We start from the raw sequence: 24,540 nt of genomic DNA, 5'->3' as shown, positions 1-24,540 counted from the left end.
ACGGGTTCAGCCACATTGTCCCCCGCCGGAGACGATGCGAATAATCGAAGGGACATTTCCCCGCGGAAAGCGAGTTCCCATGAGTCACCAGATCGACACCGTACGCCGAATGGTGCACGCGTACAACAGCGGAGAAACCGGCGACGTCGCGGAGTACATCCATCCCGAATATCTCAACCCCGGCGCCCTGGAGCACTACCCCGACGCGCGCGGCCCGGAGGCGTTCGCCGGCGCGGTCAAATGGCTGAAGTACGCCTTCTCCCCCGAGGCGCATCTGGAGGAGGTCGGCTACGAGGAGAACGGCGAGTGGGTGCGCGCCAAGCTCGTCCTCTACGGCCGCCACGTCGGCAACCTGGTCGGCATGCCGGCCACCGGCCGCAAGTTCGCCGGCGAGCAGATCCACCTGATCAGGATCGTCGACGGCAAGATCCGCGACCACCGTGACTGGCCCGACTATCAGGGCACGTACCGGCAGCTGGGCGAGCCCTGGCCGGAGCAGGGCGGCTGGCGCCCCTGATGAAGGACACCGAAGCCCTCAGGACGCTGATCCGCCTGGGCAGCCTGCACACCCCGATGGCGGTGCGGGTGGCCGCCACCCTCCGGCTGGTGGACCGCATCCAGGCCGGCGCCGGCACCGCGCGGGAGCTGGCCGCCGAGACCGGCACCGACCCCGACGCGCTGACCCGGCTGACCCGCCATCTCGTGGCGGTCGGCGTGCTCCGCGAGCCCGCGCCGGGCCGCCTGGCGCCGACCGAGGTGGGCCTGATGCTCGCCGACGACCACCCGGCCGCCCAGCGGGCCTGGCACGACATGGACCAGATCGTGGCCAGGGCCGACGTGGGGTTCATCCGGCTGCTCGACGCGGTCCGGGAAGGCCGCCCGACCTACGCCGACGTCTACGGCAGGCCGTTCTACGACGACCTGGCCGGCCGGCCCGATCTGCGCGAGTCGTTCGAGGGCCTGATGGCCTGCGACCAGGACGTCGCCTACGACGCCCCGGCCGCGGCCTTCGACTGGAGCCGCGTCCGGCACGTGTGCGACGTCGGCGGCGGCACCGGTGGCTTCCTGATCGCGATCGCCCGCCTGGCCCCGCACGTGACGGCCACCCTCGTGGAGCTGCCCGGCACCGCGGCCGCCGCCCGCGAGCAGCTGGCCGCCGCGGGGCTGGGCGGGCGGGCCGAGGTCGTCGAGGCCGACTTCTTCAAGCCGCTGCCGTGCACGGCCGACGTGATGATCCTCTCGTTCGTGCTGCTCAACTGGCCGGACGAGGAGGCCGTGCGCATCCTGGAACGCTGCGCCGAGTCGCTGGAGCCCGGCGGCCGGATCCTCGTCTACGAGCGGGACGACCTGGAGGAGAACGCGAGCAACGAGCTGTTCACCGAGCTCGACCTGCGCATGCTGGTGTTCCTGGGCGGCCGGCTGCGCACCCGGGACGCCTGGTGGGACCTGGCCTCGCGGGCCGGGCTGGAGGTGGAGTCCGTGCACCGCCTGCCCTCCCCCACCGTCCCCTTCGACCTGTCCCTGCTCGTCCTCGCTCCGGCCGGGGAGGCCCCATGAGCACGCGCCTGATCACCCGCGGTGACGTCACCCTGTGGAGCGAGGACTTCGGCGACCCCGCCGGCCCGCCCATGCTGCTCGTCGCGGGCGGCAACCTGTCGGCGATGTCCTGGCCGGACGAGTTCGTCGAGCTGCTCGCCGGGGACGGGTTCCACGTCATCCGCTACGACCACCGCGACACCGGCCGTTCGACCCGGTGCGACTTCCAGAGCCGTCCGTACGGGTACGACGAGCTGGTCCTGGACGCGCTCGCCGTGCTCGACGGGTGGGACGTCGCCGCCGCGCACGTCGTCGGCATGTCGCTGGGCCACACCATCGGCCAGCTGCTCGCCGTCGACCACCCCGGGCGGCTGCTCAGCCTCACCGTGATGCTCGGCGGCGCGCTCGACGTCGACTTCGACGCCGCCATCGAGAACGCCGCCGACGGGAGCACCGACGCCGGGAACGCCGCCGACGGGAGCACCGCCGGGCGGCCCGCCGGGGACGGCCTGCCGCCGCCCACCGGGCGCTTCCTCGACGTCATCGCGCTCATGTCCGAACCGGTGGACGGCCCGGAAGGCGAGCTGGAACGCCGGGTGGAGAAGTGGCGGCTGCTCAACGGGACGGGCGTGCCGTTCGACGCCGACGAGTTCCGCCGCCGCGAGCTGCGGGCCGTCGCCCACGCGGGCACCTTCCAGGAGCCGGTCACGCACCACCTGATCCCCCAGCCGCCGGTCTCGCGCGGGGCGGAGCTGGCGCACGTGACCGTGCCCACGCTGGCGATCCAGGCCGGACAGGACCCGGCGGCGCCCCCGCCGCACGCCCGGCACGTCGCCGAGCTGATCCCCGGCGCCCGGGCGCTGGACATCCCGGAGATGGGGCACGCGCTGGCCGCCGCCGTCCACCGGCCGCTGGCCTCGGCGATCGGCGAGCACGCCCGCCGCGCCGGCCGGCCGGCCGTCAAGGAAGGAGCATCACCATGACCACCACCGTCACCGAGAGCGAGCTGGGCCGCCACCTGCTCACGGTCCGCGGCTTCCACTTCGTGCTCGGCGCCCTCGGCGATCCCTTCGCCCGGCTGCTGAGCGGGGACGGCGACGACGCGGACGCCCTCGGCGCCGAGATCCGGCAGCGCGGCCCGCTCCACCGCAGCGAGCTGGGCGCCTGGGTCACCGCGGACGCCGGGGTCGCCGCCGCCCTGCTGACCGAGCCTGGCCTGGACACGCGCCACCCGGACGCGGGGCAGGATCACGTACGGGAGAACCTGTGGGAGACCTGGCGGACGTGCCATGTCACCCCGGCGGGCGGGGCGCCGCTCACGCTTCCGCTGGCCGAGTACGCGAGACTCGCCGAGCTGGACGATCCGGTGCTGGGCCCTCGCTCGGCCGGCGCGTGGCGCGCCGACGTGCGCGGCGCGGTCCTGCCGGTGCTCGACCGGCTGGGCCCCCGCTTCGACCTGGTCACCGACCTGGTCAGGCCCGCCGTCGCCGCGGCCGCGGCGACGGTGCTCGGCTTGCCGGTCACGGCCGCCGACCTGGCCGCGCTGGGGGTCGCCCTCGACGCCGTGCTCTGCCCGCCCCGCCTGCCCGCGGCCCTGGAACTGGAGGAAGCCCTCGGCCGGGTCCGCGAGCTGACCCGCGCCCGGGTGGCGGAGCGGGCGGTGGAGCCGCGGGACGACGCGGTCAGCGCCCTGCTGGCCACCGGGTACGACAGAGCCGACGTCGTCGAGGTCTGCCTGCTGCACCTGGTGGCCGGGGCCGAGATCGCGACAGGCACGCTGACCGGCGCCGTCGAGGCGCTGCTCGGCCGTCCCGGCCAGTGGGCGGCCCTGCGGCGGGACCCGGACCTGGCCGCCCGCGCCGTCGAGGAGACGCTGCGCTGGGCGCCGCCGGTGCGCCTGGTCAGCCGGATCGCCCAGCGGCGGCTCACCGTCGCGGGCCAGGAGATCGAGGCGGACGACCACGTGGTGATCCTGGTGGACGCCGCCAACCGCGACCCCTCGTCGGGCCCCGGCGCCGGCGACTTCGACCTGGCCCGGGAGCCGGGGCCGAGCCTGTCGCTGACCGGCGGCGGATACGAGTCGCTGGTGGCCCCGGCGGCCAGAGTGATCGCGACCGAGGTGCTGCGGGCCGTCGCCGAGCGGCTGCCCGGCATCGAGACCGACGGGCCGCCCCTGCGCCGCATGCGCTCGCCCGTGGCGCGGGCCGTGCTGAAGCTGCCGATGGCGAAGGGAAGATGACGATGCGCGTGCTGCTCACGGCGTTCGCCATGGACGCCCACTTCAACGGGATGGTGCCGCTGGCGTGGGCGCTGCGCACCGCCGGGCACGAGGTCAGGGTGGCCAGCCAGCCGGCGTTGACCGGCAGCGTCACGGGCGCGGGGCTGACCGCCGTGCCCGTGGGCGAGGACCACCGGGTCGAGCAGGTGATGGCCGCCGCCGCTCCGGGGGTGTTCGCCCTGCACCAGAACGCGGACTACCTGGAGGGCCGCACCGAGCTGCTGGACCGGGCCTTCCTGGAGGCCTCGACCACGATGCTCACGGCCACCTTCTACTCCCAGATCAACAACGACTCCATGATCGACGATCTGGTCGGCTTCGCCCGCCGGTGGCGGCCCGACCTGGTCATCTGGGAGCCGTTCACGTTCGCCGGGGCGATCGCGGCGCACGTCACCGGGGCCGCGCACGCGCGCCTGCTGTGGGGGCCCGACCTCTTCCTGAAGGCGTACGAGCGATTCCAGGAGCTGCTGGCCCCGGAGCCCGAGGAGCGCCGGGACGACGGCCTGCGCGAGTGGCTCACCTGGACGCTGGCCCGCCACGGGTGCGGGTTCAGCCCCGAGGTGGTCACCGGCCAGTGGACGATCGACCAGATGCCCGCCGGCGTGCGCTTCGAGCTGGACCAGCCGTTGGTGCCGATGCGGCACATCCCGTACAACGGGCCACTGCCGGCCGTGGTGCCGCCGTGGTCTCGGACCGCCCCGGAGCGCCCCCGGGTGTGCGTCACGCAGGGCATGACCGCGCGCACGACGGGCTTCTCCGGGCTGGACGCGGTGGCCGAGCTGCTGGAGGCGGTCGCCGAGCTCGACGTGGAGGTGCTCGCGACGGTCGCGGAGGGCGAGCGGCTGCGTCCCCTGCCGGGCAACGTGCGGGTGGTGGACAGCGTCCCGCTGCACGTGGCGCTGCCGGACTGCGCCGCGGTGCTGCACCACGGAGGCGCGGGCACCTGGTCGAGCGCGGTCTTCTACGGCGTGCCCCAGCTGAACCTGGCCTGGCAGTGGGACGACGTCTACCGCGCCCGGCGGCTGGAGAAGCTGGGCGCCGGCATCTACCTGCCGCCGGGACCGGCCAGGGAGGCGGCCAGTGTCAGGGACAGCCTGGCCCACCTGCTGAGCGAGAGCTCCTTCAGGGAGGGCGCGGCGCGGATCCGCGACGAGATGCTCGGCTGCCCGACGCCGAACGAGGTGGTGCCGACGCTGGAGGACCTGACGGCGGCCCATCACCGTGCCCCGCTGAGCCCGTCCCGCTGATGAGTGGCGACCCGCCGATGAACCACGACCTGCCGCACGGCCACGCCGGGGAGGAGCAGTTCCGCCGGGCGCTGGCCGGGCACGCGGCCGGGGTCGTGGTCGTCACGGCCGCGGTGGGGGACGTGCCCGTGGGGCTGACCGCGACCTCGTTCTCCTCGGTCAGCCTGCGGCCGCCGCTGGTGTCGTTCTACATCGGCCGGTCGTCGTCCACGTGGCCGTGGCTGCGCAAGGCGGAGCGGTTCGCGGTCAACGTGCTCTCCGCCGGCCAGGCGGATCTCGCGGCCCGCTTCGCCCGCACGAACGGCGACCGTTTCGCCCCGCCGACGCACTGGCACACCGACCCCCTGGGCACTCCGCTGCTGGACGGCGTCGCCGTCCACCTGACCTGCGCCCCGTACACCTCCACGGACATCGGGGATCACGTGCTGGTCGTCGGCCTGGTCATCGGCACGCGGATCGCCGGGGCCGGGGAGCCGCTCCTCTACCACCGGGGACGCTTCGGGCAGTTCATCCCGGACGGGGACACCCGGTAGGTCAGTAGATCCAGCCGGCTTCCCTGGCGATGCGGATCGCGTCGATGCGGTTGCGGGCCTTCAGCTTGCTCACGATGACCGTCAGATAGTTGCGTACGGTCCCCGACGACAGGAACAGGCGGCCGGCGATCTCCTTGGCCTCGTCGCCCTCCGCGGTGAGCTGGAGGACCTCCAGCTCGCGCTCGGTCAGCGGGCAGTCGACGCACTCCCACGCGGCCAGCGTCACGTCGGGATCGAAGACCCGGTCGCCGGCCGCGACCCGCCGGATGGCGTCGGCCAGCCGCTCGGGCGACGACTTCGTCAGCATCAGCCCGCCCAGCCCGGCCGACAGCGCCTGCCGTACGGTGGGGAGCTTGGCGAGGCTGCTGATCAGCAGGGTCTCGCAGCCGGGCAGGTTCCGCTTGAGCTCGACCGCGGCCTCCAGGCCGTCCTTGCCGTTGAGGTCGGCGTCGATGACGGCGACCCGCGGGTTGCGGTGCCTGGCCGTGGCGACGATCTCCTTGCCCGCGGGCACCGCGCCGACGACCTCGATGTCGGACTCCAGCTCCAGCAGTGCGACCAGGGCGCCCCTGACCAGGTCCATGTCCTCACCGACGATGACCCGGATGACGTCGTTTCTTCTGGCCGGCATGTCGATACCCCATCACTGCGGAAGGTTGTCGTGGCGGAAGCGGGGGCGCACGGCACTGGCCAGCGTGCGCAGGGTGGCGGCCAGGACGGACCTGGTCTGCCAGGGTTCGATGATCTCGTCGGCGGACAGCCGCTCGGCGGGGAGGTGGGAGGCCATCACCTCGCGCTCGTAGTCGGCCATGAGGTCCTGGCGGGCGGACGGGTCGCGGCCCAGCTCCCGCCGGTAGACGATGTCCACCGCCCCTTCGACCCCCATGACGGCCATCTGGGCCCGCGGCCAGCAGAAGACGGCGTCGGCGCCGAGCGACTTGGAGTTCATCACGATGTAGGCCCCGCCGAACGCCTTGCGCAGCACCACGGTCAGCCGCGGCACGGTCGCCTCGGAGAAGGCGTACAGCAGTTTGGCGCCCTTGCGGATCACCCCGTTCGACTCCTGTTTGGTGCCGGGCAGGAAGCCGGAGGTGTCCACGAGCGTCACCAGCGGCACGCCGAAGGCGTCGCAGAGGCGGACGAAGCGCGCCCCCTTCTCGGAGGCCGAGATGTCCAGCGCGCCCGCGAGGGCCTGCGGCTGGTTGGCGACGACGCCGACCGCGCGGCCCTCGATCCGGGCGAAGCCGATGACCAGGTTGCGGGCGAAGCGCGCCTGGAGTTCGAGGAAGCTGCCGCCGTCGACGATCCCGTCGATCACCCGGCGCACGTCGTAGGCGGTGCGCGGGTTGTCCGGCAGCGCGGGCAGGACTCCCGGCTCGGCCGGCTCGGCCATGGGCGCCTCGGACCAGCACGAGTCGGGCAGGTACGACAGCACCCTGCGGGCCAGGTTCATCGCCTCCGCGGGGTCGTCCGCCACCAGGTGGACCACTCCCGACTGGCGGGTGTGGACCTCTGATCCGCCGAGTTCGCCCGGAGTGACGTCCTCGAACGTCACGGCCTTGACGACCTGGGGACCGGTGAGGAACATGTGGGCGCCGTCGCGCAGCATGATGACCACGTCGGTCAGCGCGGGCGAGTAGACCGCCCCGCCGGCGCACGAGCCGAGGATCAGGCTGAGCTGCGGCACCCGGCCGGAGAGCTGGGCGTTGGCCCGGAAGATGGCCCCGTAGCCGTCCAGCGCCGCGAGCCCTTCCTGGATGCGGGCGCCGCCCGAGTCGAGGAGCCCGACCACCGGGATCCTGGCCCGCTCCGCCTGGCGGAGGACGCCCACGATCTTCGCGGCGTGCATCTCCCCGAGCGAGCCGCCGAGGACGGCCGAGTCCTGTGCGTACAGCCCTACCGGGCGGCCGCCGATGGTCGCGTTTCCCGTCACCACCCCGTCACCGACGGGCCGCTTGGCATCCATGCCGAATGCTGTGACCCGATGCCGGGCGCGACTGCCGAATTCCAGAAAGGAGCCGGGGTCGGCCAGCATGTCGATGCGGCGGCGGACGTCGATGTCGCGAATCTGCTGCGCGACTGAGGTCATCGCAATGCTCCGCATTTTCCGTTAATGGTTCACTTGTTATCGGAATGCAATGCAAACATCGCCCGTTCTGGAATGTCAAGCGCCCGGACGGTTCCCGTGAAGGTGTTTTAGTTTTCATCGGAAAGGCAGCCGGAAAGGGGCCGCCGAGAATGCGGCCCGGTTTCTTCGATATTGCGCGGTCAGCCGTCGGTCGAGGCCTCGTCCAGGGTCTCCGCGATCCAGTCGACCAGGGGCAGTCCGGCGGCGTCCGCGGCCTGCGCCCAGCGCTCCGCGCGATCGGTGTTCAACGGTATGACGACCTGTTCGGGCCGCCGCTCGCCGCCCGTGCGCAGTCTGCGGCGTTCACGCAGCTCCCGGCGAAGGCGTTTCACCGACCACTTCTCCTTTTCCGCCCGGGTCAGCCAGCAGTCCTGGTCGTGCTCAGGCAGGGAGGCCGTCTCGGCGTGGTGCTGCAGGCTGAGCCCGTCCCGTCGACGGGACGCCGGGAACTTCCGCGCCACCCAGGCGTAGTTGCGCAGCGTCTGGTAGTCGAGAGAGGTCTCCTCGATCACCAGGCGGTAGCGGTCGGGAAAGGCCCGCTCCCCGTACACCAGCCAGTCCCCCAGCCACCACGCGGAGGACTCCGTGATCCTCTTCAGGTGCTGTCCGACGCGCCGCCACGATTCGAGGGTCAGGCCCATCGGCATGCGCAGCTCGACGGCGCCCGCCTGGACGCCGGTGTCCATCCCGAGCCGGCCCCGGCCGTACGTTCCGCTTCCGCGGACCTCTCGCACCGAGTCCGCCTGTGACAACCGCGGCAGTCCGCCCAGATTCCTTTCGCGATCGTTGATGTCTGCGCTCATGGAGGGGGGCTCTCCGTCGTAGGTGGCCGGCCGTGGGTTCACCTCGGCCGCTACATGGACAACCATCCACAATTATCCGCGACGGAGCAGGTTAAACGTGACGCGGAAAACGTCGGCGCGCGGCGCCTTCCGGACAGGAAAGCGGCGTATTCGTGCGGACCGGAAATGGAGAGCGGAAAATGCGCGAGGTCCTGCGAGAACACCGGGAGGTCGGCCGTCGGCCTGCTTTTCCGGTCCCCGGCAAAGGGCGTCAACGCGCGTTCTTGTTCCGGTAGAGACGGACGGCGAGCGGCGCGAACACCACCGTGATCGCCGCGGAGATGACCAACGCCCACATGACGTCCCAGAAGCCGGCCGTGCCGTGCATCAGCGCGCGCGACGCCGTGGCCGCGTGACTGATCGGGTTGAGCTGCACCAGGGTCTGCGTCCACGACGGCATCGTGTCCGGCTGGACGAAGATGTTGCTGGTGAACACCAGCGGATAGATCACGATCATGCTGGTGCCCGAGACCCGTTCGGGGACGCTGGCCACCACGCCGATCGCGGCGAAGATCCAGCTCACACTGAACCCGAACACGATCAGCACGGCCATGGCAGCCAGCACGCCCGGCAGACCGCCGCTGGGCCGGAAGCCGAGCAGCAGCCCCAGCCCGATGGTCACCGACAGGGCGATCACGTAGCGGACCACGTCGCCGAGCAGGTTGCCGGCGATGGCCGCGGGCTGCCAGAACGGGAGGGTGCGGAACCGGTCGAAGACGCCCTTGTTGATGTCGGTGTTGATCGCGGTGCCGGTGTAGACGGTCATCAGGATGACGCTCTGCACCGCGATGCCCGGCAGGAAGAACTGCAGGTACTCCTGGGTGGAACCGGCGAAGGCCCCGCCGAACATGTAGGTGAACAGCAGCAGGAAGATGATCGGCAGCAGCATCATGTCGATGAGCTGGGCCGGGAAGTGCTTGAAGGCCATGGCGCCGCGCCACAGGTGGGTGACCGTGGCCGACAGCGCGCTCGCGCGGGGCGGCCGTTCGCGTACCGACACGGCCGCCCGGACGGGGTCCGCGACTCGCGGGGTGGACGATGTCATGCTCTGCTCTCCTCCCTGACCGGCGCGTCCTCGGCCTTGCGGCCGGTGAGCGTCAGGAACACCTCGTCGAGGCTGGGCTGCCGCACGGCGAACTCGACGGTCTCGATCGACTCCCCGGACAGGGCGCCCAGGGCCTGGATGACGCGTGCGCCGTCTCCGGCGCCGGCCGACAGGCGGGCCGGGTCGGCCGCCAGGTGCACCGGCACGCCGAGCTCGCGTGCCAGCAGCTCCCCGGCCCGGGGACGCTGCCGTGGGTCGCGCAGCCGCACGTGGAGCGTGGCCGAGCCGACCGACGCCTTCAGCTCGCTCGACGGGCCTTCGGCGATGATCCTGCCGTGGTCGACCACCGCGATGCGGCCGGCCAGTTCGTCGGCCTCCTCCAGGTACTGCGTGGTGAGCAGGATCGTGGTGCCGGATTCGACCAGCGCCCTGACGATGTCCCACACCTGGTTGCGGCTGCGCGGGTCCAGCCCGGCCGTGGGCTCGTCGAGGAAGAGCAGGTCGGGGGTGACCGTCATGCTGGCGGCGATGTCGAGCCGCCTGCGCATGCCGCCCGAGTAGGTGCTGACCAGCCGGTCGGCGGCGTGGCCCAGGTCGAAGGCCGCGATCAGTTCGGCGGCGCGCTCCCGCGCCCGCTGCCGGCCGTAGCCCTGGAGCCGGCCCATGAGGATCAGGTTCTCCGTGCCGGTGAGCGCGTCGTCGACCGAGGCGGCCTGCCCGGTCACGCTGATGCGCCGCCGTACCCGGTCGGCCTCGCCGACCACGTCGTGGCCGAAGATCGAGGCGCTGCCGCCGTCGGGCTGGAGCAGCGTGGCGAGCATGCGGATCAACGTCGACTTCCCGGCGCCGTTGGGGCCGAGTACGCCGTAGACGACGCCGGGCGGGATCTCAAGGTCGATCCCGTCGACGGCTCTCGTCTCGCCGAAGCTTTTCCGCAGGCCTGCGGTTCGTATAGCTGGCGTGCCGTTACTCGTCATGTTTCCGACCATAGCCGCGGGCGCGGTCAGTTCCTGGCCGCATTGTCCGGCGGAGTGTTTTCTCCAGCGATTCTCCACGGATATTCGACCGCTTTATCCGCCCCCGCCGGAAACGGCCCGGTCGAGCCGGCCCGACAGCATGCGGATGTACTCGATCAGCTCCGGGGGCTCGTGCACCTCGAATTCGACGTCGAACATGCCGACGGTGAGCGCCAGCCACTGGAGCGAGTCGGCGGCGGTGCGCAGCATGCACGTGTCCGCGTCGACCTCGGTGAGGATGCCGTCGCGCGGCCTGACGCGCTCGGCGATCCGGGCGAGCGGCGCGTGGAAGGTGATCAGCGCGCGGTAGCGGGCCAGCGACGACGTGATGGACTCGGCCACGTAAGAGGCCACGTCCGCGGCGGGCAGCTCGCGCGGGCTGAAGCGCTCCCCCGTCGCGTAGGGCGCGGAGAGCCGGTCGACCCGGAAGGTGCGCCAGTCGTCCCGCCTGAGGTCCCAGGCCATCAGGTACCACTTCCTGGCGACGTGCACCAGCCGGTACGGCTCGACGAAGCGGCTGCTCTCGGCCCCGTCGCGGGTGGCGTACCCGAACCGGAGCCGCTCCCGGTCGCGGCACGCCTGCGCGATCACCATGAGGCACTCGGGGTCCGCGACGGGGCCCGGCACGGTGATCGGCACGGTGTAGTCCTGCAGTGTGGACACCCGTCTGCGCAGGTGGGCGGGGAGCACCTGCTCCAGCTTGGCCAGGGCGCGCACCGAGGTCTCCTCGATGCCGGCCACCGAGCCGCCGGCCGCGGTGCGCAGGCTGATCGCGACGGCCACCGCCTCCTCGCCGTCGAGCAGCAGGGGCGGCATGGCCGTGCCCGCCTCCAGCTGGTAGCCGCCGTGCGCGCCCGGCGTCGCGTGCACCGGGTAGCCCAGCTCGCGCAGCCGGTCGATGTCGCGGCGCAGGGTGCGGGGGCTGATCTCCAGACGCTCGCACAGCTCGGCCCCCGACCAGTAGCGGCTGTGCTGGAGCAGGGACAGCAGACGCAGCATGCGCTGAGGCGTGTTGGCCATGACGCCATCGTGACACGCATCGCGGTCAGAATCCGGCCGCGATTCATCGGGAAATATTCGTCAATATGATTCCTTCACGCGTGGAGATGAATGTGCCCCATTACGCGCGGTGGCAGCGATTTTTATCCTTGTTCAGGTGAAGGGACTCATGCTCGCCGGAGGTTCGGGCACCAGATTGCGCCCCATCACACACACCTCCGCCAAACAACTCGTGCCGGTCGCCAACAAACCCGTGCTGTTCTACGGCCTGGAGGCGCTGGCCGCCGCCGGAATCCGGGAACTCGGCATGATCGTGGGCGACACCCATGCCGAGATCGAGGACGCGGTCGGCGACGGCTCGCGGTTCGGTCTCGAGGTGACCTATCTGCGGCAGCGCGAACCGCTCGGGCTCGCCCACGCGGTGCTGATCGCCCGCGACTACCTCGGGGACGACGACTTCGTCATGTACCTCGGCGACAACTTCATCGTCGGCGGCATCGACGACATCGTCGCCCGGTTCGCCAGGGACCGTCCGTCCGCCCAGATCATGCTCACCAGGGTCAACGACCCGCGGCAGTTCGGCGTCGCCCAGCTCGACGACACCGGCCGGGTGGTCGGCCTGGAGGAGAAACCGCAGCAGCCCAAGAGCGACCTCGCGCTCGTCGGCGTCTTCCTGTTCACCCCGGAGATCCACGAGGCGGTCGCCGACCTGAAGCCGTCGGCGCGCGGCGAGCTGGAGATCAGCGACGCCATCCAGTGGCTGATCGAGGAGGGCCGCCGGGTGGAGTCGCTCACCATCTCCGGCTACTGGAAGGACACCGGCAACGTCACCGACATGCTGGAGGTCAACCGCCTGGTGCTGGAGTCGCTGGAGAGCCGGGTGGACGGGCGGGTCGACGGCGACAGCGAGCTGATCGGCCGGGTCGTGGTCGAGCGGGGGGCGGTCGTCGAGCGCTCCCGCGTCGTCGGCCCCGCCATCATCGGCACCGGCTCCCGGGTCTCGGGCAGCTACGTCGGGCCGTTCACCTCGATCTCGCCCGACTGCGCGGTCGTGGCCAGCGAGATCGAGTACTCGATCATGCTGCCCCGGGCCTCCATCACCGGGGTCTCCCGGGTGGAGGCGTCGCTGATCGGCCACGAGGTCCAGGTCACCCCCGCGCCCGACACGCCCCGCGCCCACCGGCTGGTGCTGGGCGACCACAGCCAGGTCCAGCTGAGCTCATGAGACGGATCCTGGTCACCGGCGGCGCCGGCTTCATCGGCTCGCACTTCGCCCGGTCCCTGCCCGACGCCGAGATCACCGTGCTGGACAAGCTCACCTACGCGGGCGACCGGGCCAACCTGGCGGGCGTGCCGCACACGTTCGTGCACGGCGACCTCTGCGACGCCGGACTGCTGAAGGAGGTGGTCCCCGGGCACGACCTGGTGGTCAACTTCGCCGCCGAGTCGCACGTGGACCGCTCGATCGAGGGCGCGGCCGTGTTCGTCCGCACCAACGTGCTCGGCACCCAGACGCTGCTCGACGCCTGCCTGGAGGCCGCGGTGGCGAAGGTCGTACAGGTCTCCACCGACGAGGTGTACGGCTCGATCGACGCCGGATCGTGGACCGAGGACGCCCCGCTGCGCCCCCGCTCGCCGTACGCGGCCTCGAAGGCGGGCGCCGACCTGCTCGCCCTCGCCTACGCGGTCACCCACGGCCTGGACGTGTCCATCACCCGCTGCGGCAACAACTACGGGCCGTGCCAGTACCCGGAGAAGATGATCCCGCTGTTCGTCTCCCGCCTGCTGGACGGGCGCAAGGTCCCGCTGTACGGCGACGGCCGCAACGTGCGCGACTGGATCCACGTCAGCGACCACTGCGCGGCGATCCGCCTGGTCGCCGAGAAGGGCCGGCCGGGCGAGGTCTACCACGTCGCCGGCACGGCCGAGCTGACCAACCTGGACCTGACCGGACGCCTGCTGGCGGAGTGCGGCGCCGGCTGGGAGATGATCGAGCACGTCGAGGACCGCAAGGGCCACGACCGGCGCTACTCCCTGGACGACGCCAAGCTGCGCGCCCTCGGCTACCGGCCACGGGTCGGCTTCGAGTCCGGGCTGGCCGAGACCGTCCGCTGGTACGCCGACCACCCCGGACGGCGTGCCCGCCACGAGGAGTGACATGACCCACCTGATCGTCGACAAGGCCGACCCCCGCTACCCGGACCTGGCCGGCCGCGGCATCAACGCCCGATTCACCGCGAACCCCGCGAAGATCGTCGTTCCCGGTGAGACCGCGCAGGTGGTCGGGGCCGTGCAGGAGGCGGTGGCCGCGGGCGAGCGGCTCGCCGTGCGCAGCGGCGGGCACTGCTTCGAGGCGCTCGTCGACCACCCCGGGACGCGGACGGTGCTGGACCTGTCGGAGATGAAGGCCGTCGGCCTCGACCCGGAGACGGGGGCGTTCGCGGTGGAGCCGGGCGCGACCCTGGGGTCGATGTACCGGACCCTGTTCCTGCGCTGGGGCGTCACCGTGCCCGCGGGCCGCTGCCCCGAGATCGGCGTGGGCGGCCACGTGCCGGGCGGCGGGGGCGGCGCGCTCTCGCGCCGCCACGGGCTGTCGGTCGACCACCTGTACGGCGTGGAGATGGTCGTGGTGGACGACTCCGGGCGGGCGCGTGCCGTACGGGCGACCAGAGAGCCGGACGACCCCCACCGGGACCTGTGGTGGACCTGCACCGGCGGCGGCGCGGGCGGCTTCGGCGTCGTCACCCGGTTCCTGTTCCGCTCGCCGGGCAGCGAGCGGGCGCTGCCCGCGCCGCCCGCCGCGGTGACCAGGAAGACCGTGCGCTGGCAGTGGGCCGACCTGGACGAGGACGGCTTCGTCGCGCTCGTGCGCGCCTTCTCCCACTGGCATGAGCGCAACAGCGAGCCCGGCGCCCCCGGCGCCCTGCTCGACAACAGCCTGACCCTGCCGCGTGCCGGCGGCGGGCCGGTCACCCTGGAGACCGCGGCCGAGGACGGCGGCGCCGGGCCGGAGGTCGCCGGCGCGTTCGTCGCCGAGGTCTGCCGCGCCGTGCGGGCGACGCCCGAGACCGAGGTCTCGACCAGCCCGTTCCTGGCCGCCACGCTCGTCCCCGACGAGTACGCCGGGGTGAGGGGGCGCTTCAAGTCGAAGGCCGCCTTCCTGCGCTCGGCGTGGCCGGAGGACAGGATCGCGGGGCTCTACCGCAGGCTCACCGACCAGTCGTCGTACCGGAATCCGGCGGCCGCCTTCTACCTGCTCTCCCACGGCGGGGCGGTCAACGCCGCCGGACCGGCCGACACGGCGATGGCCCACCGCGACGCGGTGCTCAAGGCGTACGGGTCGGTGTTCTGGTGGGACGGCCGCGAGGACGACCTGCACCTGAGCTGGATCCGGGAGACCTACCACGACCTGTTCGCCGGGACGGGCGGCGTCCCCGACCCGGACCGCGGCCACGGCGGGGCGTTCGTCAACTACGCCGACGCCGACTTCACCGATCCGGGGCTCAACGGGAGCGGGGTTCCCTGGCACCGGCTGTACTTCCGGGACAACTACCCGAGGCTGCAGCGGGTGAAGGCCCGCTTCGACCCTCTCGACGTGTTCCGGCACGCCCTGTCGGTCCGGCTGCCGTGACGAAGGGGAGACGCCACCCGGGTGACGTCTCCCCTTTTCAGCACGTCTGAGGCGGGGACCCCGCTACAGGACGCGCACCTCGGGGACGTAGACGATCCACTTGCCGCCCTGGGCGGCGAACTCCGCCTCCCGGGCCAGGATCTCGTCGGTGTGGTTCCAGGCGAAGAGCACCGCGTAGTCCGGGTACGGCCGGGAGAACTCGCCGGCCGCCCTGATCGGGATGCCCGAGCCGGGCATCAGCCGCCCGATCTTGGCCGGGGTCGTGTCGTACACGCACGGCAGCAGCTCCGGGCCGATGCCCGCGTAGTTCGTGACCGTCGCGCTCTTGGCGGTCGCGCCGTATCCCGCGACGCTGCGCCCCTGACGGCGCAGGTCCTCCAGCAGCGCGACGAGGTCGGCGCAGATGCGGTCGATGCCCTGGCCGAGCTTCTCCAGCGTCTCCAGCTCCGCGAGCCCTCGCCCGGCCTCCTCCTCGATCAGCGCGGGGACCGCGGGGCTCACCTCCCGCTCGCCCTGGCGGGCGAGGGTGTAGCGCACCTCGCCGCCGTGCACGGGCAGCCGCCGGACGTCGACCAGCTCGAAGCCGAACCGGCGGGCCACGCCCCGCACCGACCGGGCGGTGAACAGGTAGAAGTGCTCGTCGTAGATCTGGTCGAAGGTGTTGCGCTCGGCGATGTCCCCCAGGTACGGATCCTCGAAGACGAACACGCCGCCGGGGCGGAGCAGGATGTCCACCCCCCGGAGGATCGAGTCCAGGTACGGGATGTGACAGATGGTGTTGGCCGCGTAGACGACGTCGGCCGGGCCGTCCTCGGCGGCGATGAGCCGGGCGGTCGACTCCTCGAAGAAGTCGGTGCGGACCCGGACGCCGTCCTTCCTGGCCAGCTCGGCGACCCCGCCCGACGGTTCCACGCCCAGGTGACGCACGCCGGCGTCCTTGATCACGCCGAGCATGACGCCGTCGTTGGACCCGATCTCCACGCAGAACGGGTCGGGGCCGGTCAGCTCGGTGGCCAGCAGCTCGCGGGCGGTCTGGGCGAAGTGCTCCCGCATGTGCCGAGAGCCGGAGGAGTGGTAGGGGTAGTCGTGGTGGAACATGCGTTCCCTGGGCACCTCTTCGAGCAGCTGCACCATGGTGCACGCGGTGCACAGCCCCACGGCCAGCCGGAAGTGGAAGGCCTGGTCCGCTTCTCGCTCGGTGAGGAAGGCGTCGGACAGCGGTTGCGTACCGAAGTCGAAGAATTTCCGCACTTCACCCGCACAGACGCGACATTTACTCACATCGGACTTGCTCACATCGGATTTGCTCACATCGGGCTCCATGGTGGATTCCGCGGAAACGGCGACAGAGCGCCTGGGCTGCCTTCCAGCACAGCGGGTGGCACTGGAGTGTGGTTGGAGCGCCGGTGGACCACACGCCCGGGACCGCTTCTCCAGCGCCGTCGCCCAGGCTGATCCCGACGGCCCACCCGACGAGCCTACGGAGCGACCATGGCAGACCTGCGAGCGCCCGTGACCCCTGAGGGACGGCGGCTCCTCGAACTTCTCCGCCCCCACCTCCCGGTGCTGGCGGCGGAGGCGGAGGCGCACGACCGCGCGGCGGAACTGCCCGCGCACCTGTTCGACCGGCTGGGCAAGGACGGGGTGCTCGGCGCCACCGTGCCGGCCGAGCACGGCGGGCTGGGCGTCTCCTCCATGCACGACGTCGCCGTCGCGCTGGGCGAGGTGGCCCAGGCCGACGCCGGGGTGGCGCTGGCCCTGCACATGCAGTTCAGCCGGGGACTGACGCTGACCTACGAGTGGAGGCACGGCCCGCCGGCCTCCCGCGAGCTGGCCGCCGGCCTGCTGCGCCAGATGGCCACGGGCGCTGCCGTGGTCTGCGGCGCGGTCAAGGACATGGGCCGGACCACCGTGCTGACCAGGAACGGCGACGGCGGCTACACGCTGACCGGGCGCAAGACCCTGGTCAGCATGGCGCCGATCGCCACCCACTTCGTGGTCTCGGCGCAGGTGCACGAGAACGGCGGGCCGGTGCGGATGGCGGCCCCGGTGGTGCCGCGCGACAGCGCCGGCCTGACCGTGGGGGACGACTGGGACGGGATGGGCATGCGCTCGTCCGGCACCGTCGAGATCGCCTTCGACGACGTCCCCGTGCCCGCCGAGCACGTGCTGCCGCGCGGGCCCGTCGGCGAGCAGGACGACGCCGCGCTCGCGGGCCAGACGGTCAGCTCGATCACGATGCTCGGGATCTACACCGCGCTGGCCGCGTCCGCCCGGCAGCTCGCCGTGGCGCACGTGCGCGGTCGCGGCCGGGCGGCGCCCGCCGTGCTGACCAGGCTCGCGGAGATCGACACCCGGCTGTACGCGATGCGGTGCGCGGTGGCCGCCGCGCTGGACAACGCCGACCGGCTGGCGGAGGACCACAGCGGCGACCCGGCCGAGCGCGGGCGGGCCATGATGACGCCGTTCCAGTACGCGAAGATGCTGGTCAACCGGCACGCGGTGGACGTCGTGGACGACTGCCTGAGCGTGGTGGGCGGGATCGCCTACACCGGCTCCCACCCGCTGTCGCGGATCTACCGCAACGTCAGGGCGGGCGGGTTCATGCATCCCTACAACTACGCCGACGGGGTCGACTACCTCAGCGGTCAGGCGCTGCGATGAAGGCCCGCGAGCTGGCCGTCGAAGGCGCCTACGAGTTCGTGCCCCAGGTCTTCCCCGACGATCGTGGCCTGTTCGTCTCCCCGTTCCAGCACACCGCGTTCGAGGCGGCGGTCGGCCACGACCTGTTCCCGATCCGGCAGACCAACCACAGCAGGTCCCGCCGGGGCGTGGTGCGCGGGATCCACTACACGACCACCCCGCCGGGCACCGCCAAGTACGTCTACTGCCCGCGCGGCCGTGCGCTCGACATCGTCGTCGACATCCGCGTGGGCTCGCCGACGTACGGCAGATGGGAGTCGGCGCTGCTCGACCCGGACGAGTTCCGGTGCACGTACCTGCCCGTCGGGGTGGGGCACGCCTTCATCGCGCTGGAGGACGACACGGTGATGGCCTACATGCTCTCCGAGGAGTACATCCCGGACAACGAGCTGGCGCTGTCGCCGCTGGACCCGGCGCTGGGGCTGCCGATCCCCGACGCGTGGGACCGGCCGCTGCTGTCCGAGCGCGACCGGGCGGCCCCGACGCTGGAGGAGGCGCGGCGGGCGGGGCTGCTGCCCGGCTACCGGGCCTCGCGGACCGTGGAGCGGAGGCTGTGGTCATGAGCTACCCGCGCGTCGTGGTGCTGGGCGGCACCGGCAGCGTCGGCCGGCAGGTGTGCGCGGCCTTCGCCGGGCACGGCTGGGACGTGCTCGCCGTGGCCAGGTCCGCCGCTCCGCACCTGGCCGGCGTCCCGTTCGCGGCCCTGGACGTCACCGCCGCCGAGCCGCGGCACCTGGCCGCGCTGTTCACCGAGCCGAGGGCCGACGCCGTGGTCAACGCGGCGGGCGGGTGGGGCGACACGGCCGAGGAGATGACGTACTCGCACATCAGGCTGGTCGACCGGCTGGTGGAAGCGCTCGCCCTGGCGCCGCACCGGCCGCGGCTGGTGCACGTCGGCTCGGTGCACGAGTACGGTCCCGTCCCGTACGGCACCCTGCTGCGCGAGGACACGGTGCCCCGGCCTGTCACGCCGTACGCGAAGACCAAGCTGGCGACGTCGCTGGCCGTGCTGGCGGGAGCCGGGCGCGGCCTCGACGCGGTGGTGCTGCGTGCGGCCAACATGTCGGGGCCGCACCCGCCGAAGGAGAGCTTCCTCGCCGCCCTCATGCTCCGCGTCGAGCGGGCGCTGGCGGCGGGCGAGGTGCTGGAGCTGAGCGTGGCCGACGCCAGGCGCGACTTCATCGACGTACGCGACGTCGCGGCCGCGATCGTACGGGCGGCCACGGCGTCGCTCGACGACCGGGTGGTCAACCTCGGCAGGGGTGAGGCGGTGCCGATCGGCTCACTGGTCGACTGGCTGATCGAGGCCTCCGGCTTCCCCCGCGACCGGGTCAAGCTGCTCGGCCGGGAGGTCCGTAGCAAGGGCGGCGACTGGACCCGGCTCGACATCGGCCTGGCGCGTCGCGCGCTGTCGTGGGAGCCGCGCATCGGCCTGCGCGAGTCGGTGCACGCGATGTGGCAGGCGGCGGGAGAGGCGGCGGGGCATGCGGCGGGGGCCGCCGCTGGGGCCGCCGCTGGGTCGCGCGCGGCGGGGACGGCCTGAGGAGGGCCGCCCCCGCCGGGCGGTCAGGCGCCCAGCACGGCACGCAGCTCAGTGATCACCTTGTCCTGGGTGTCCACCGGCAGCGACGGGTACATCGGCAGCGAGAAGATCTCGTCGGCCAGCTTCTCGGTCACCGGCAGCCGCCCCTCCTCGTAGCCGAGATGGGCGAATCCCGTCATCGTGTGCACCGGCCAGGGATAGCTGACGTTGAGGCGGATGTCGTGCGCCTCCAGCGCCTTGATGATCCGGTCACGCTCGGGATGCCTGACCACGTACAGGTAGTAGACGTGGTCGTTGCCGTCGGCGAGCGAGGGCAGCACGAGTCCGGGGATGTCGCCGAGGCCCTCCTGGTAGCGGCGGGCGACCGCGCGGCGGCCCTCGATGTACGCGTCGAGGCGGCGCAGTTTCCGGCGCAGGATCTCCGCCTGCACCTCGTCGAGGCGGCTGTTGTGCCCGGGGGTGCCGACCACGTAGTAGCGGCTCTCCATCCCGTAGTAGCGCAGCCGGCGCAGCGCGGCCTCGACGCCCGCGTCGGAGGTGATCGTGGCGCCGCCGTCGCCGTAGGCGCCGAGCACCTTGGTCGGATAGAAGGAGAAGGCCGCGGCGTCGCTCATCGTGCCGGCCTGCCGGCCGTGGTGGCGGGCGCCGTGGGCCTGCGCGCAGTCCTCCAGCACCCGCAGCCCGTACTGCCCCGCCAGCTCCAGCACGGGCGCCATCTCGACGCACTGGCCGTACAGGTGCACCGGCAGCAGGCAGCGGGTCCGCGGCGTGATCGCCGCCTCGATCTGGGCGGTGTCCATCAGGTAGTCGTCAGCCCTGACGTCGACGAAGACCGGCGTCGCGCCGACCGCGTCGATCGCCACCACCGTGGGCGCCGCCGTGTTGGACACGGTGATCACCTCGTCGCCGGGCCCGATGCCGAGCGCCTGGAGTCCGAGGACGATCGCGTTGGTGCCGTTGTCGACGCCCACGCAATGGGCGACACCGTGATAGGCGGCGAATTCCGCCTCGAACGACGCCACGCTCTCGCCGAGCACCAACTGGCCGGATGAGAAGACCTTCTCCACAGCGTCCAGGATGTCGGCGCGTTCTTCCTGATATTCGGTCAGGTAATTCCATACATAGGTCGGCACGACCTCCTCCTCAAACGAAGACCCGGCCCGCGTCCAGTTTCGGATCTGAACGCAGGAGCGCCTGCTGCAAATGCTGGAGGCGGGCTGACGGCTCGACGCCGAGTTCGTTCACGAGCGTCGTGCGCAGCTTGATGAAGTTCTCCAGCGCCTGGCTCTTCCGGCCCGCCCGGTGCAGGGCGATCATGAACTGCGCCCAGAAGTTCTCGTGCATCGGGTAGCGGGCGGTCAGCGCCGACAGCTCGGCCAGCAGGCCCACGTGCCTGCCCAGCCGCAGGTCGGTCTCGATGCGCGCCTCCAGCACGCCGAGCTTGCTCTCTTCCAGGCGGGCCACCTCGACGCCGATGCGCAGGCCGGCGTGCACGTCGGCGAGCGCCTCCCCGCGCCAGATGTCCAGCGCCTGGCTGAACAGCTCGGACGCCGGCTCCCACCGGCCCGCCTCGAAGGCCTGCTTGCCCGCGGCCACCAGGCGCTCGTACCGGTTGACGTCCACGTCGTCGGGGTCGATGTCCAGCAGGTACCCCCCGTAGGAGGTGGTCAGGACGTCCTTGGCCGAGTCGGTGCAGTTGGCGCCCAGCGCGGCGGCGAGCCCCCGGCGCACCTGCAGGATGTAGGTCTGCAGCGTCGACAGGGCGCTGGCGGGAGGATGCATCCCCCACAGCTCTTCGATGAACGCCGGCACCGTGACCATGGTGCCGGCCTGCAATGCCAGCAGGGAGAAGACCTGCCGGGGTTTGCGCGGAATGGGAGTGATCGACATTCCGTTCTCATGGGCGACCAGCGGACCCAGTACCTTGATCTCCATCGAAGCGGCGTCCCCTCAACATGTGTGTCGGAGCTGACCTTTTCCACCATGTCAAGGACGCCGGGGGCCGGTAAGTGCCGTGAGCACGCGTTGTCGTGAATTCCGCCCCCACGGGTCATGCGGAATTCACGATTACGAACGAGAGAATCGATCCGGCCCTGATGGCGGCCGCGCCTTTTGACAAGAACCAGGCCCCGGCCGCGCTGTCGGACCGGGGCCTGGTTGCGGGTGACGGTCAGCGCACATGGATGTCGGGCCGGGGCGGCGTGCCCATGCCGTCGCCGATGAAGAAGCTCGGGTGCGGCGGCTGGTTGTAGGCGGTGTTCTGCCAGGCCAGGGCCACCCGGTACTGCGGGTCGTGCAGCAGCGTGTGGATCTTGGTGCTGGTGACGTGAGGCGTGCTGTAGATGCGCAGTGCGCGGTCGTCGGTGGTGGGCCAGATGACCTCTTCGCGCCAGTCGCCCAGGATGTCGCCCGACAGCGACGGGGTGGCCTTGGTGCCGTTGTTGCTGTGCACCCCGGAAGCCGTCAGCAGGCGGGTCTCGCCGCCGGTGCCGTACTTGTCGATCCGGGTCTGGTCCAGCAGTTCGCGCACCGGGTCGCCGTCCCACCAGGACACGAAGTTGGCCGAGGACGGCTGCCGGCCCACCACTCTGCCGGCGGTGTCGCGCAGCCCGTTCTGCCCGGCGCCGGCGGCCCAGGACTCGGCGCCGGGACTGCCGGCGTACACGTCCCCGGCCACGCCGCGGCCCGGCCCCTCGCCGTCGGAGCCCGAGCCGGTACCGGTCTGCCACAGCACCTGGCCGTTACGGGCGTCGACCATGTACAGCCCCGGCCGGCTCGCCGATTCGGAGATCTTCACGTACTCCTGGCCGGCCCTGGCGGGGTTGAGGTCGCCCAGGTGGGCGGCGTCCCCGTGGCCCCAGCCGACGTTCCACAGGCGGCCGCCGTTGTCGTCGATCGCCGCGGCGCCGTACACGATCTCGTCGCGGCCGTCGCCGTCCACGTCGCCGACGGTGAGCGAGTGGTTGCCCTGTCCCGCGTACGAGCCGTTGCCGGAGGCGTTGGTGTCGAACGTCCAGCGCTTGACGAGCCGGCCGTCACGGAAGTCCCAGGCGGCGATCACACTGCGGGTGTAGTAGCCGCGCGCCATGATCAGGCTGGGCCGCCGGCCGTCCAGGTAGGCGGTGCCGGCCAGGAACCGGTCCACCCGGTTGCCGTAGCTGTCGCCCCAGGAGGAGACGGTGCCGCGCGGCGGGTCGTACGCCACCGTGGACGTCGCCGCGCCGGTCCGGCCGTCGAACATGGTCAGATACTCGGGGCCGGACAGGATGTAGCCGCTGGAGTTGCGGTGGTCGGCTCCGGCGTCGCCGATGACGGCGCCGCGGCCGTCGACGGTGCCGTCCGCGGTCTTCATCGCGACCTCGGCCCTGCCGTCGCCGTCGTAGTCGTAGACCTGGAACTGCGTGTAGTGGGCGCCGGCGCGGATGTTGCGGCCCAGGTTGATCCGCCACAGGCGGGTGCCGTCCAGGGTGAGGCCGTCGAGGTAGACCGGGTCGGTCACGCCGGACTGGGAGTTGTCCTTGGAGTTGTTCGCCTCCCACTTGAGCACCAGGTCCAGCCGGCCGTCACCGTCCAGGTCGCCGACGCCGGCGTCGTTGGCGTGGTGGCCGCCGCTGGGCGGGCTGATCGGCACGTCCAGATAGCCGTTGGCGAACCGCAGCGAGGCCCCGGAGGCCGGGCCTTCGACGCCGTCGCTGATCGGGCGGACCGTGTAGGAGGCGTCGGCGGCGGCGCCGGCGTCGAGGTGGTTCGTGGAGCCGGTGACGGTCGCGACGCGGGTGCCGCCGCGGTAGACGGCGAAGGACGTCTCGCGCGGCTCGGTGCCCAGCAGCCGCCAGGAGACCAGGTTGCCGCCGCCGGAGCGGACGCTGATCAGGCCGCGGTCGAGGTCCTCGGCCTGCTTGACGCCCTCAGGGCCGGACGTGGGAGTCACGGTGGGGGTGACCGTGGGGGTGACCGTGGGGGTGACCGTGGGGGTGACCGTGGGGGTGACGGTGGGGGTGACGGTCGGGGTGACGGTCGGGGTGGGCTCGCCGGTGCAGGTGACGCCGTTGAGCGCGAACGAGACGGGCGGCGGGTTGGCGGAGCCGTTCCACGAGGCGTTGAAGCCGAAGCTCGCGGTGCCGCCCTCGGGGATCGCGGCGTTGTGGCCCACGTCCTCCGCCCTGACGGCCGGGCCGTTCTGCGTGGTGGTGGCGTTCCACGCCTGGGAGATCTGCTGGCCCGCGGTGAACGACCAGTCGAGGTGCCAGCCGTTGATCGCCTCCCCGGCGTTCCGGATGGTCACGTCGCCGGTGAATCCGCCGGGCCACTGGGTGGCGACGACGTAGTCGACCTCGCACGCCACCGCTGCCGCGGACGCCTGGAGTCCGGTCGTGCCCGCGACCGCCAGGCACACGGTGCTGCCGATCACCGCGCAGAGCCAGGTCGAACGGGATGAACGTTTCATCGAGCGTCCAATCAGAGTGGAGGATCCCCTGAACGACGGAGCGCCTTCACGGTAGGAACCCCCTGATCAACGGTCAATGACGCCTCAGCGCCTCGGCGAGGGCCGGGTTGTTACCTTTCAGGTCAGAGGCGACATGCCTCGACCGGACCCGGCCCCGGTTCGTGAAACTTTCGAGGAGTCACCCGTACAGCGGACCGCACCCGGCCCGTTCACCCGACCGCGCCCCCTTTCACGAGGGCGCGTTCGCTCACCGGCGGGGCGGGGCCGTGGACTCGCGGACGACCAGGCGTGGCCGGTAGACCAGCTTCTGGTGACGGTGACCGGGCCGGGCCTCGTCCAGCAGCAGCTCCGCCACCACCCGGCCGAGCTCCCGCTTGCGGAAGGCCCTGCGCACCCCGGCGTGCCGCTCGGTGGTCTGCTGCACCTCGATCGAGGCGCTGAGCCACCAGCGGGCTGGGCACGCCCCGCAACCGCCGGGCGGCGTCGTTCGGCAGGTAGCCCACGCGTTCCATGGCCGCGTGGACGCGCCGCCGGGTCTCCTCGGCGACCAGCTCGGGATTGTTGAGCACGTTGCTCACGGCCATCGGCGAGC

23 protein-coding genes and 1 pseudogene are annotated in these 24,540 nt (G+C 71.9%); 12 read left to right on the top strand and 12 right to left on the bottom strand.

From position 1 onward, the window contains the following. Positions 1-79 precede the first annotated feature (79 nt). The 6 genes from ACQEUU_RS14380 to ACQEUU_RS14355 are packed head-to-tail and all read left to right on the top strand — an operon-like array spanning position 80 to position 5,594. Positions 80-517 carry a SnoaL/DnrD family polyketide biosynthesis methyl ester cyclase gene (locus tag ACQEUU_RS14380; protein WP_433065529.1) on the top strand — a complete coding sequence of 146 codons (438 nt, stop codon included), beginning with the start codon at positions 80-82 and terminating at the stop codon, positions 515-517. Beyond that, on the top strand, positions 517-1,557 hold the full coding sequence (locus ACQEUU_RS14375) for a methyltransferase (protein WP_433065526.1): 1,041 nt from the start codon (positions 517-519) through the stop codon (positions 1,555-1,557). Before ACQEUU_RS14380 ends, ACQEUU_RS14375 begins: the two co-directional genes overlap by 1 nt. Further along, positions 1,554-2,519 carry an alpha/beta fold hydrolase gene (locus tag ACQEUU_RS14370; RefSeq protein ID WP_433065523.1) on the top strand — a complete coding sequence of 322 codons (966 nt, stop codon included), beginning with the start codon at positions 1,554-1,556 and terminating at the stop codon, positions 2,517-2,519. The genes ACQEUU_RS14375 and ACQEUU_RS14370 overlap by 4 nt, the downstream gene beginning before the upstream one ends. Then, the gene (locus tag ACQEUU_RS14365) at positions 2,516-3,775 is read left to right on the top strand and encodes a cytochrome P450 family protein (RefSeq protein WP_433065520.1); all 1,260 of its coding nucleotides are present in this window, start codon (positions 2,516-2,518) and stop codon (positions 3,773-3,775) included. Before ACQEUU_RS14370 ends, ACQEUU_RS14365 begins: the two co-directional genes overlap by 4 nt. Positions 3,776-3,777: 2 nt before the next feature. Further along, entirely contained in the window at positions 3,778-5,061 is a 1,284-nt protein-coding gene (locus ACQEUU_RS14360; RefSeq protein ID WP_433065517.1) for an activator-dependent family glycosyltransferase, read from the top strand. Then, complete coding sequence (locus ACQEUU_RS14355; RefSeq protein ID WP_433065514.1) at positions 5,061-5,594, top strand: flavin reductase family protein; 534 nt, start codon at positions 5,061-5,063, stop codon at positions 5,592-5,594. The genes ACQEUU_RS14360 and ACQEUU_RS14355 overlap by 1 nt, the downstream gene beginning before the upstream one ends. 1 nt (position 5,595) lies before the next feature. Here the strand turns inward: ACQEUU_RS14355 and ACQEUU_RS14350 are convergent, their stop codons facing one another. The 6 genes from ACQEUU_RS14350 to ACQEUU_RS14325 all read right to left on the bottom strand — a co-directional run bounded on the left by ACQEUU_RS14350 (position 5,596) and on the right by ACQEUU_RS14325 (position 11,645). Then, entirely contained in the window at positions 5,596-6,225 is a 630-nt protein-coding gene (locus ACQEUU_RS14350) for a response regulator transcription factor (protein ID WP_433065511.1), read from the bottom strand. A gap of 12 nt (positions 6,226-6,237) precedes the next feature. Next, positions 6,238-7,683 (bottom strand): acyl-CoA carboxylase subunit beta, encoded by a 1,446-nt coding sequence (locus ACQEUU_RS14345; RefSeq protein ID WP_433065508.1) that lies wholly within the window; start codon positions 7,681-7,683, stop codon positions 6,238-6,240. A gap of 179 nt (positions 7,684-7,862) precedes the next feature. After that, positions 7,863-8,456: an LmbU family transcriptional regulator gene (locus ACQEUU_RS14340; RefSeq protein WP_433065505.1), complete on the bottom strand. Its 594-nt coding sequence runs from the start codon at positions 8,454-8,456 to the stop codon at positions 7,863-7,865. 319 nt (positions 8,457-8,775) lie between these two features. Beyond that, a complete protein-coding gene (locus tag ACQEUU_RS14335) occupies positions 8,776-9,609 on the bottom strand; it encodes an ABC transporter permease (protein WP_433065502.1) in 834 nt (277 codons plus the stop codon). Then, the gene (locus tag ACQEUU_RS14330; RefSeq protein ID WP_433065499.1) at positions 9,606-10,586 is read right to left on the bottom strand and encodes an ATP-binding cassette domain-containing protein; all 981 of its coding nucleotides are present in this window, start codon (positions 10,584-10,586) and stop codon (positions 9,606-9,608) included. The genes ACQEUU_RS14335 and ACQEUU_RS14330 overlap by 4 nt, the downstream gene beginning before the upstream one ends. Positions 10,587-10,679: 93 nt before the next feature. Then, a complete protein-coding gene (locus tag ACQEUU_RS14325) occupies positions 10,680-11,645 on the bottom strand; it encodes a helix-turn-helix transcriptional regulator (protein ID WP_433065496.1) in 966 nt (321 codons plus the stop codon). Positions 11,646-11,781: 136 nt separating this feature from the next. Between ACQEUU_RS14325 and ACQEUU_RS14320 the strand changes: the two genes are divergently transcribed. Genes ACQEUU_RS14320 through ACQEUU_RS14310 form a run of 3 tightly spaced genes read left to right on the top strand, consistent with a single transcriptional unit; the run spans position 11,782 to position 15,255 of the window. After that, complete coding sequence (locus tag ACQEUU_RS14320) at positions 11,782-12,849, top strand: glucose-1-phosphate thymidylyltransferase (protein ID WP_433065493.1); 1,068 nt, start codon at positions 11,782-11,784, stop codon at positions 12,847-12,849. Next, positions 12,846-13,781, top strand: a complete 936-nt coding sequence (rfbB, locus tag ACQEUU_RS14315; RefSeq protein ID WP_433065490.1) for a dTDP-glucose 4,6-dehydratase — start codon at positions 12,846-12,848, stop codon at positions 13,779-13,781. The genes ACQEUU_RS14320 and rfbB overlap by 4 nt, the downstream gene beginning before the upstream one ends. Before the next feature lies 1 nt (position 13,782). After that, positions 13,783-15,255, top strand: coding sequence for an FAD-binding oxidoreductase (locus tag ACQEUU_RS14310; RefSeq protein WP_433065487.1), 1,473 nt, complete (start codon positions 13,783-13,785; stop codon positions 15,253-15,255). A 63-nt stretch (positions 15,256-15,318) separates the two neighbouring features. Here the strand turns inward: ACQEUU_RS14310 and ACQEUU_RS14305 are convergent, their stop codons facing one another. Next, entirely contained in the window at positions 15,319-16,578 is a 1,260-nt protein-coding gene (locus ACQEUU_RS14305; RefSeq protein ID WP_433065485.1) for a methyltransferase domain-containing protein, read from the bottom strand. A 168-nt stretch (positions 16,579-16,746) separates the two neighbouring features. On the opposite strand from ACQEUU_RS14305, the gene ACQEUU_RS14300 reads away from it, so the two are divergent. The 3 genes from ACQEUU_RS14300 to ACQEUU_RS14290 are packed head-to-tail and all read left to right on the top strand — an operon-like array spanning position 16,747 to position 19,501. Continuing rightward, positions 16,747-17,919 (top strand): acyl-CoA dehydrogenase family protein, encoded by a 1,173-nt coding sequence (locus tag ACQEUU_RS14300; protein WP_433065482.1) that lies wholly within the window; start codon positions 16,747-16,749, stop codon positions 17,917-17,919. After that, complete coding sequence (locus tag ACQEUU_RS14295) at positions 17,916-18,521, top strand: dTDP-4-dehydrorhamnose 3,5-epimerase family protein (protein WP_433065479.1); 606 nt, start codon at positions 17,916-17,918, stop codon at positions 18,519-18,521. Before ACQEUU_RS14300 ends, ACQEUU_RS14295 begins: the two co-directional genes overlap by 4 nt. Next, the gene (locus ACQEUU_RS14290) at positions 18,518-19,501 is read left to right on the top strand and encodes an NAD-dependent epimerase/dehydratase family protein (RefSeq protein ID WP_433065476.1); all 984 of its coding nucleotides are present in this window, start codon (positions 18,518-18,520) and stop codon (positions 19,499-19,501) included. The genes ACQEUU_RS14295 and ACQEUU_RS14290 overlap by 4 nt, the downstream gene beginning before the upstream one ends. A 23-nt stretch (positions 19,502-19,524) precedes the next feature. Here the strand turns inward: ACQEUU_RS14290 and ACQEUU_RS14285 are convergent, their stop codons facing one another. From ACQEUU_RS14285 to ACQEUU_RS14265, 5 genes and pseudogenes are all read right to left on the bottom strand, one after another. Further along, positions 19,525-20,634, bottom strand: coding sequence for a DegT/DnrJ/EryC1/StrS family aminotransferase (locus tag ACQEUU_RS14285; RefSeq protein WP_433065474.1), 1,110 nt, complete (start codon positions 20,632-20,634; stop codon positions 19,525-19,527). Between the two features lie 10 nt (positions 20,635-20,644). Further along, entirely contained in the window at positions 20,645-21,436 is a 792-nt protein-coding gene (locus ACQEUU_RS14280) for an AfsR/SARP family transcriptional regulator (protein WP_433065471.1), read from the bottom strand. Between the two features lie 235 nt (positions 21,437-21,671). Then, complete coding sequence (locus ACQEUU_RS14275; RefSeq protein WP_433065468.1) at positions 21,672-23,948, bottom strand: cellulose binding domain-containing protein; 2,277 nt, start codon at positions 23,946-23,948, stop codon at positions 21,672-21,674. Between the two features lie 247 nt (positions 23,949-24,195). Next, complete coding sequence (locus ACQEUU_RS14270) at positions 24,196-24,372, bottom strand: hypothetical protein (protein WP_433072027.1); 177 nt, start codon at positions 24,370-24,372, stop codon at positions 24,196-24,198. A 73-nt stretch (positions 24,373-24,445) separates the two neighbouring features. Beyond that, a pseudogene (locus tag ACQEUU_RS14265) lies at positions 24,446-24,532 on the bottom strand (LacI family DNA-binding transcriptional regulator); the annotation flags it as partial. Positions 24,533-24,540 lie beyond the last annotated feature (8 nt).

The organism is Nonomuraea sp. CA-218870 (assembly GCF_050936535.1).
GTDB classification, from domain to species: Bacteria; Actinomycetota; Actinomycetes; order Streptosporangiales; family Streptosporangiaceae; genus Nonomuraea; species Nonomuraea corallina.
Note: the sequence above shows the minus strand (reverse complement) of the source record. Positions and strands in the feature narration are given on the sequence as shown.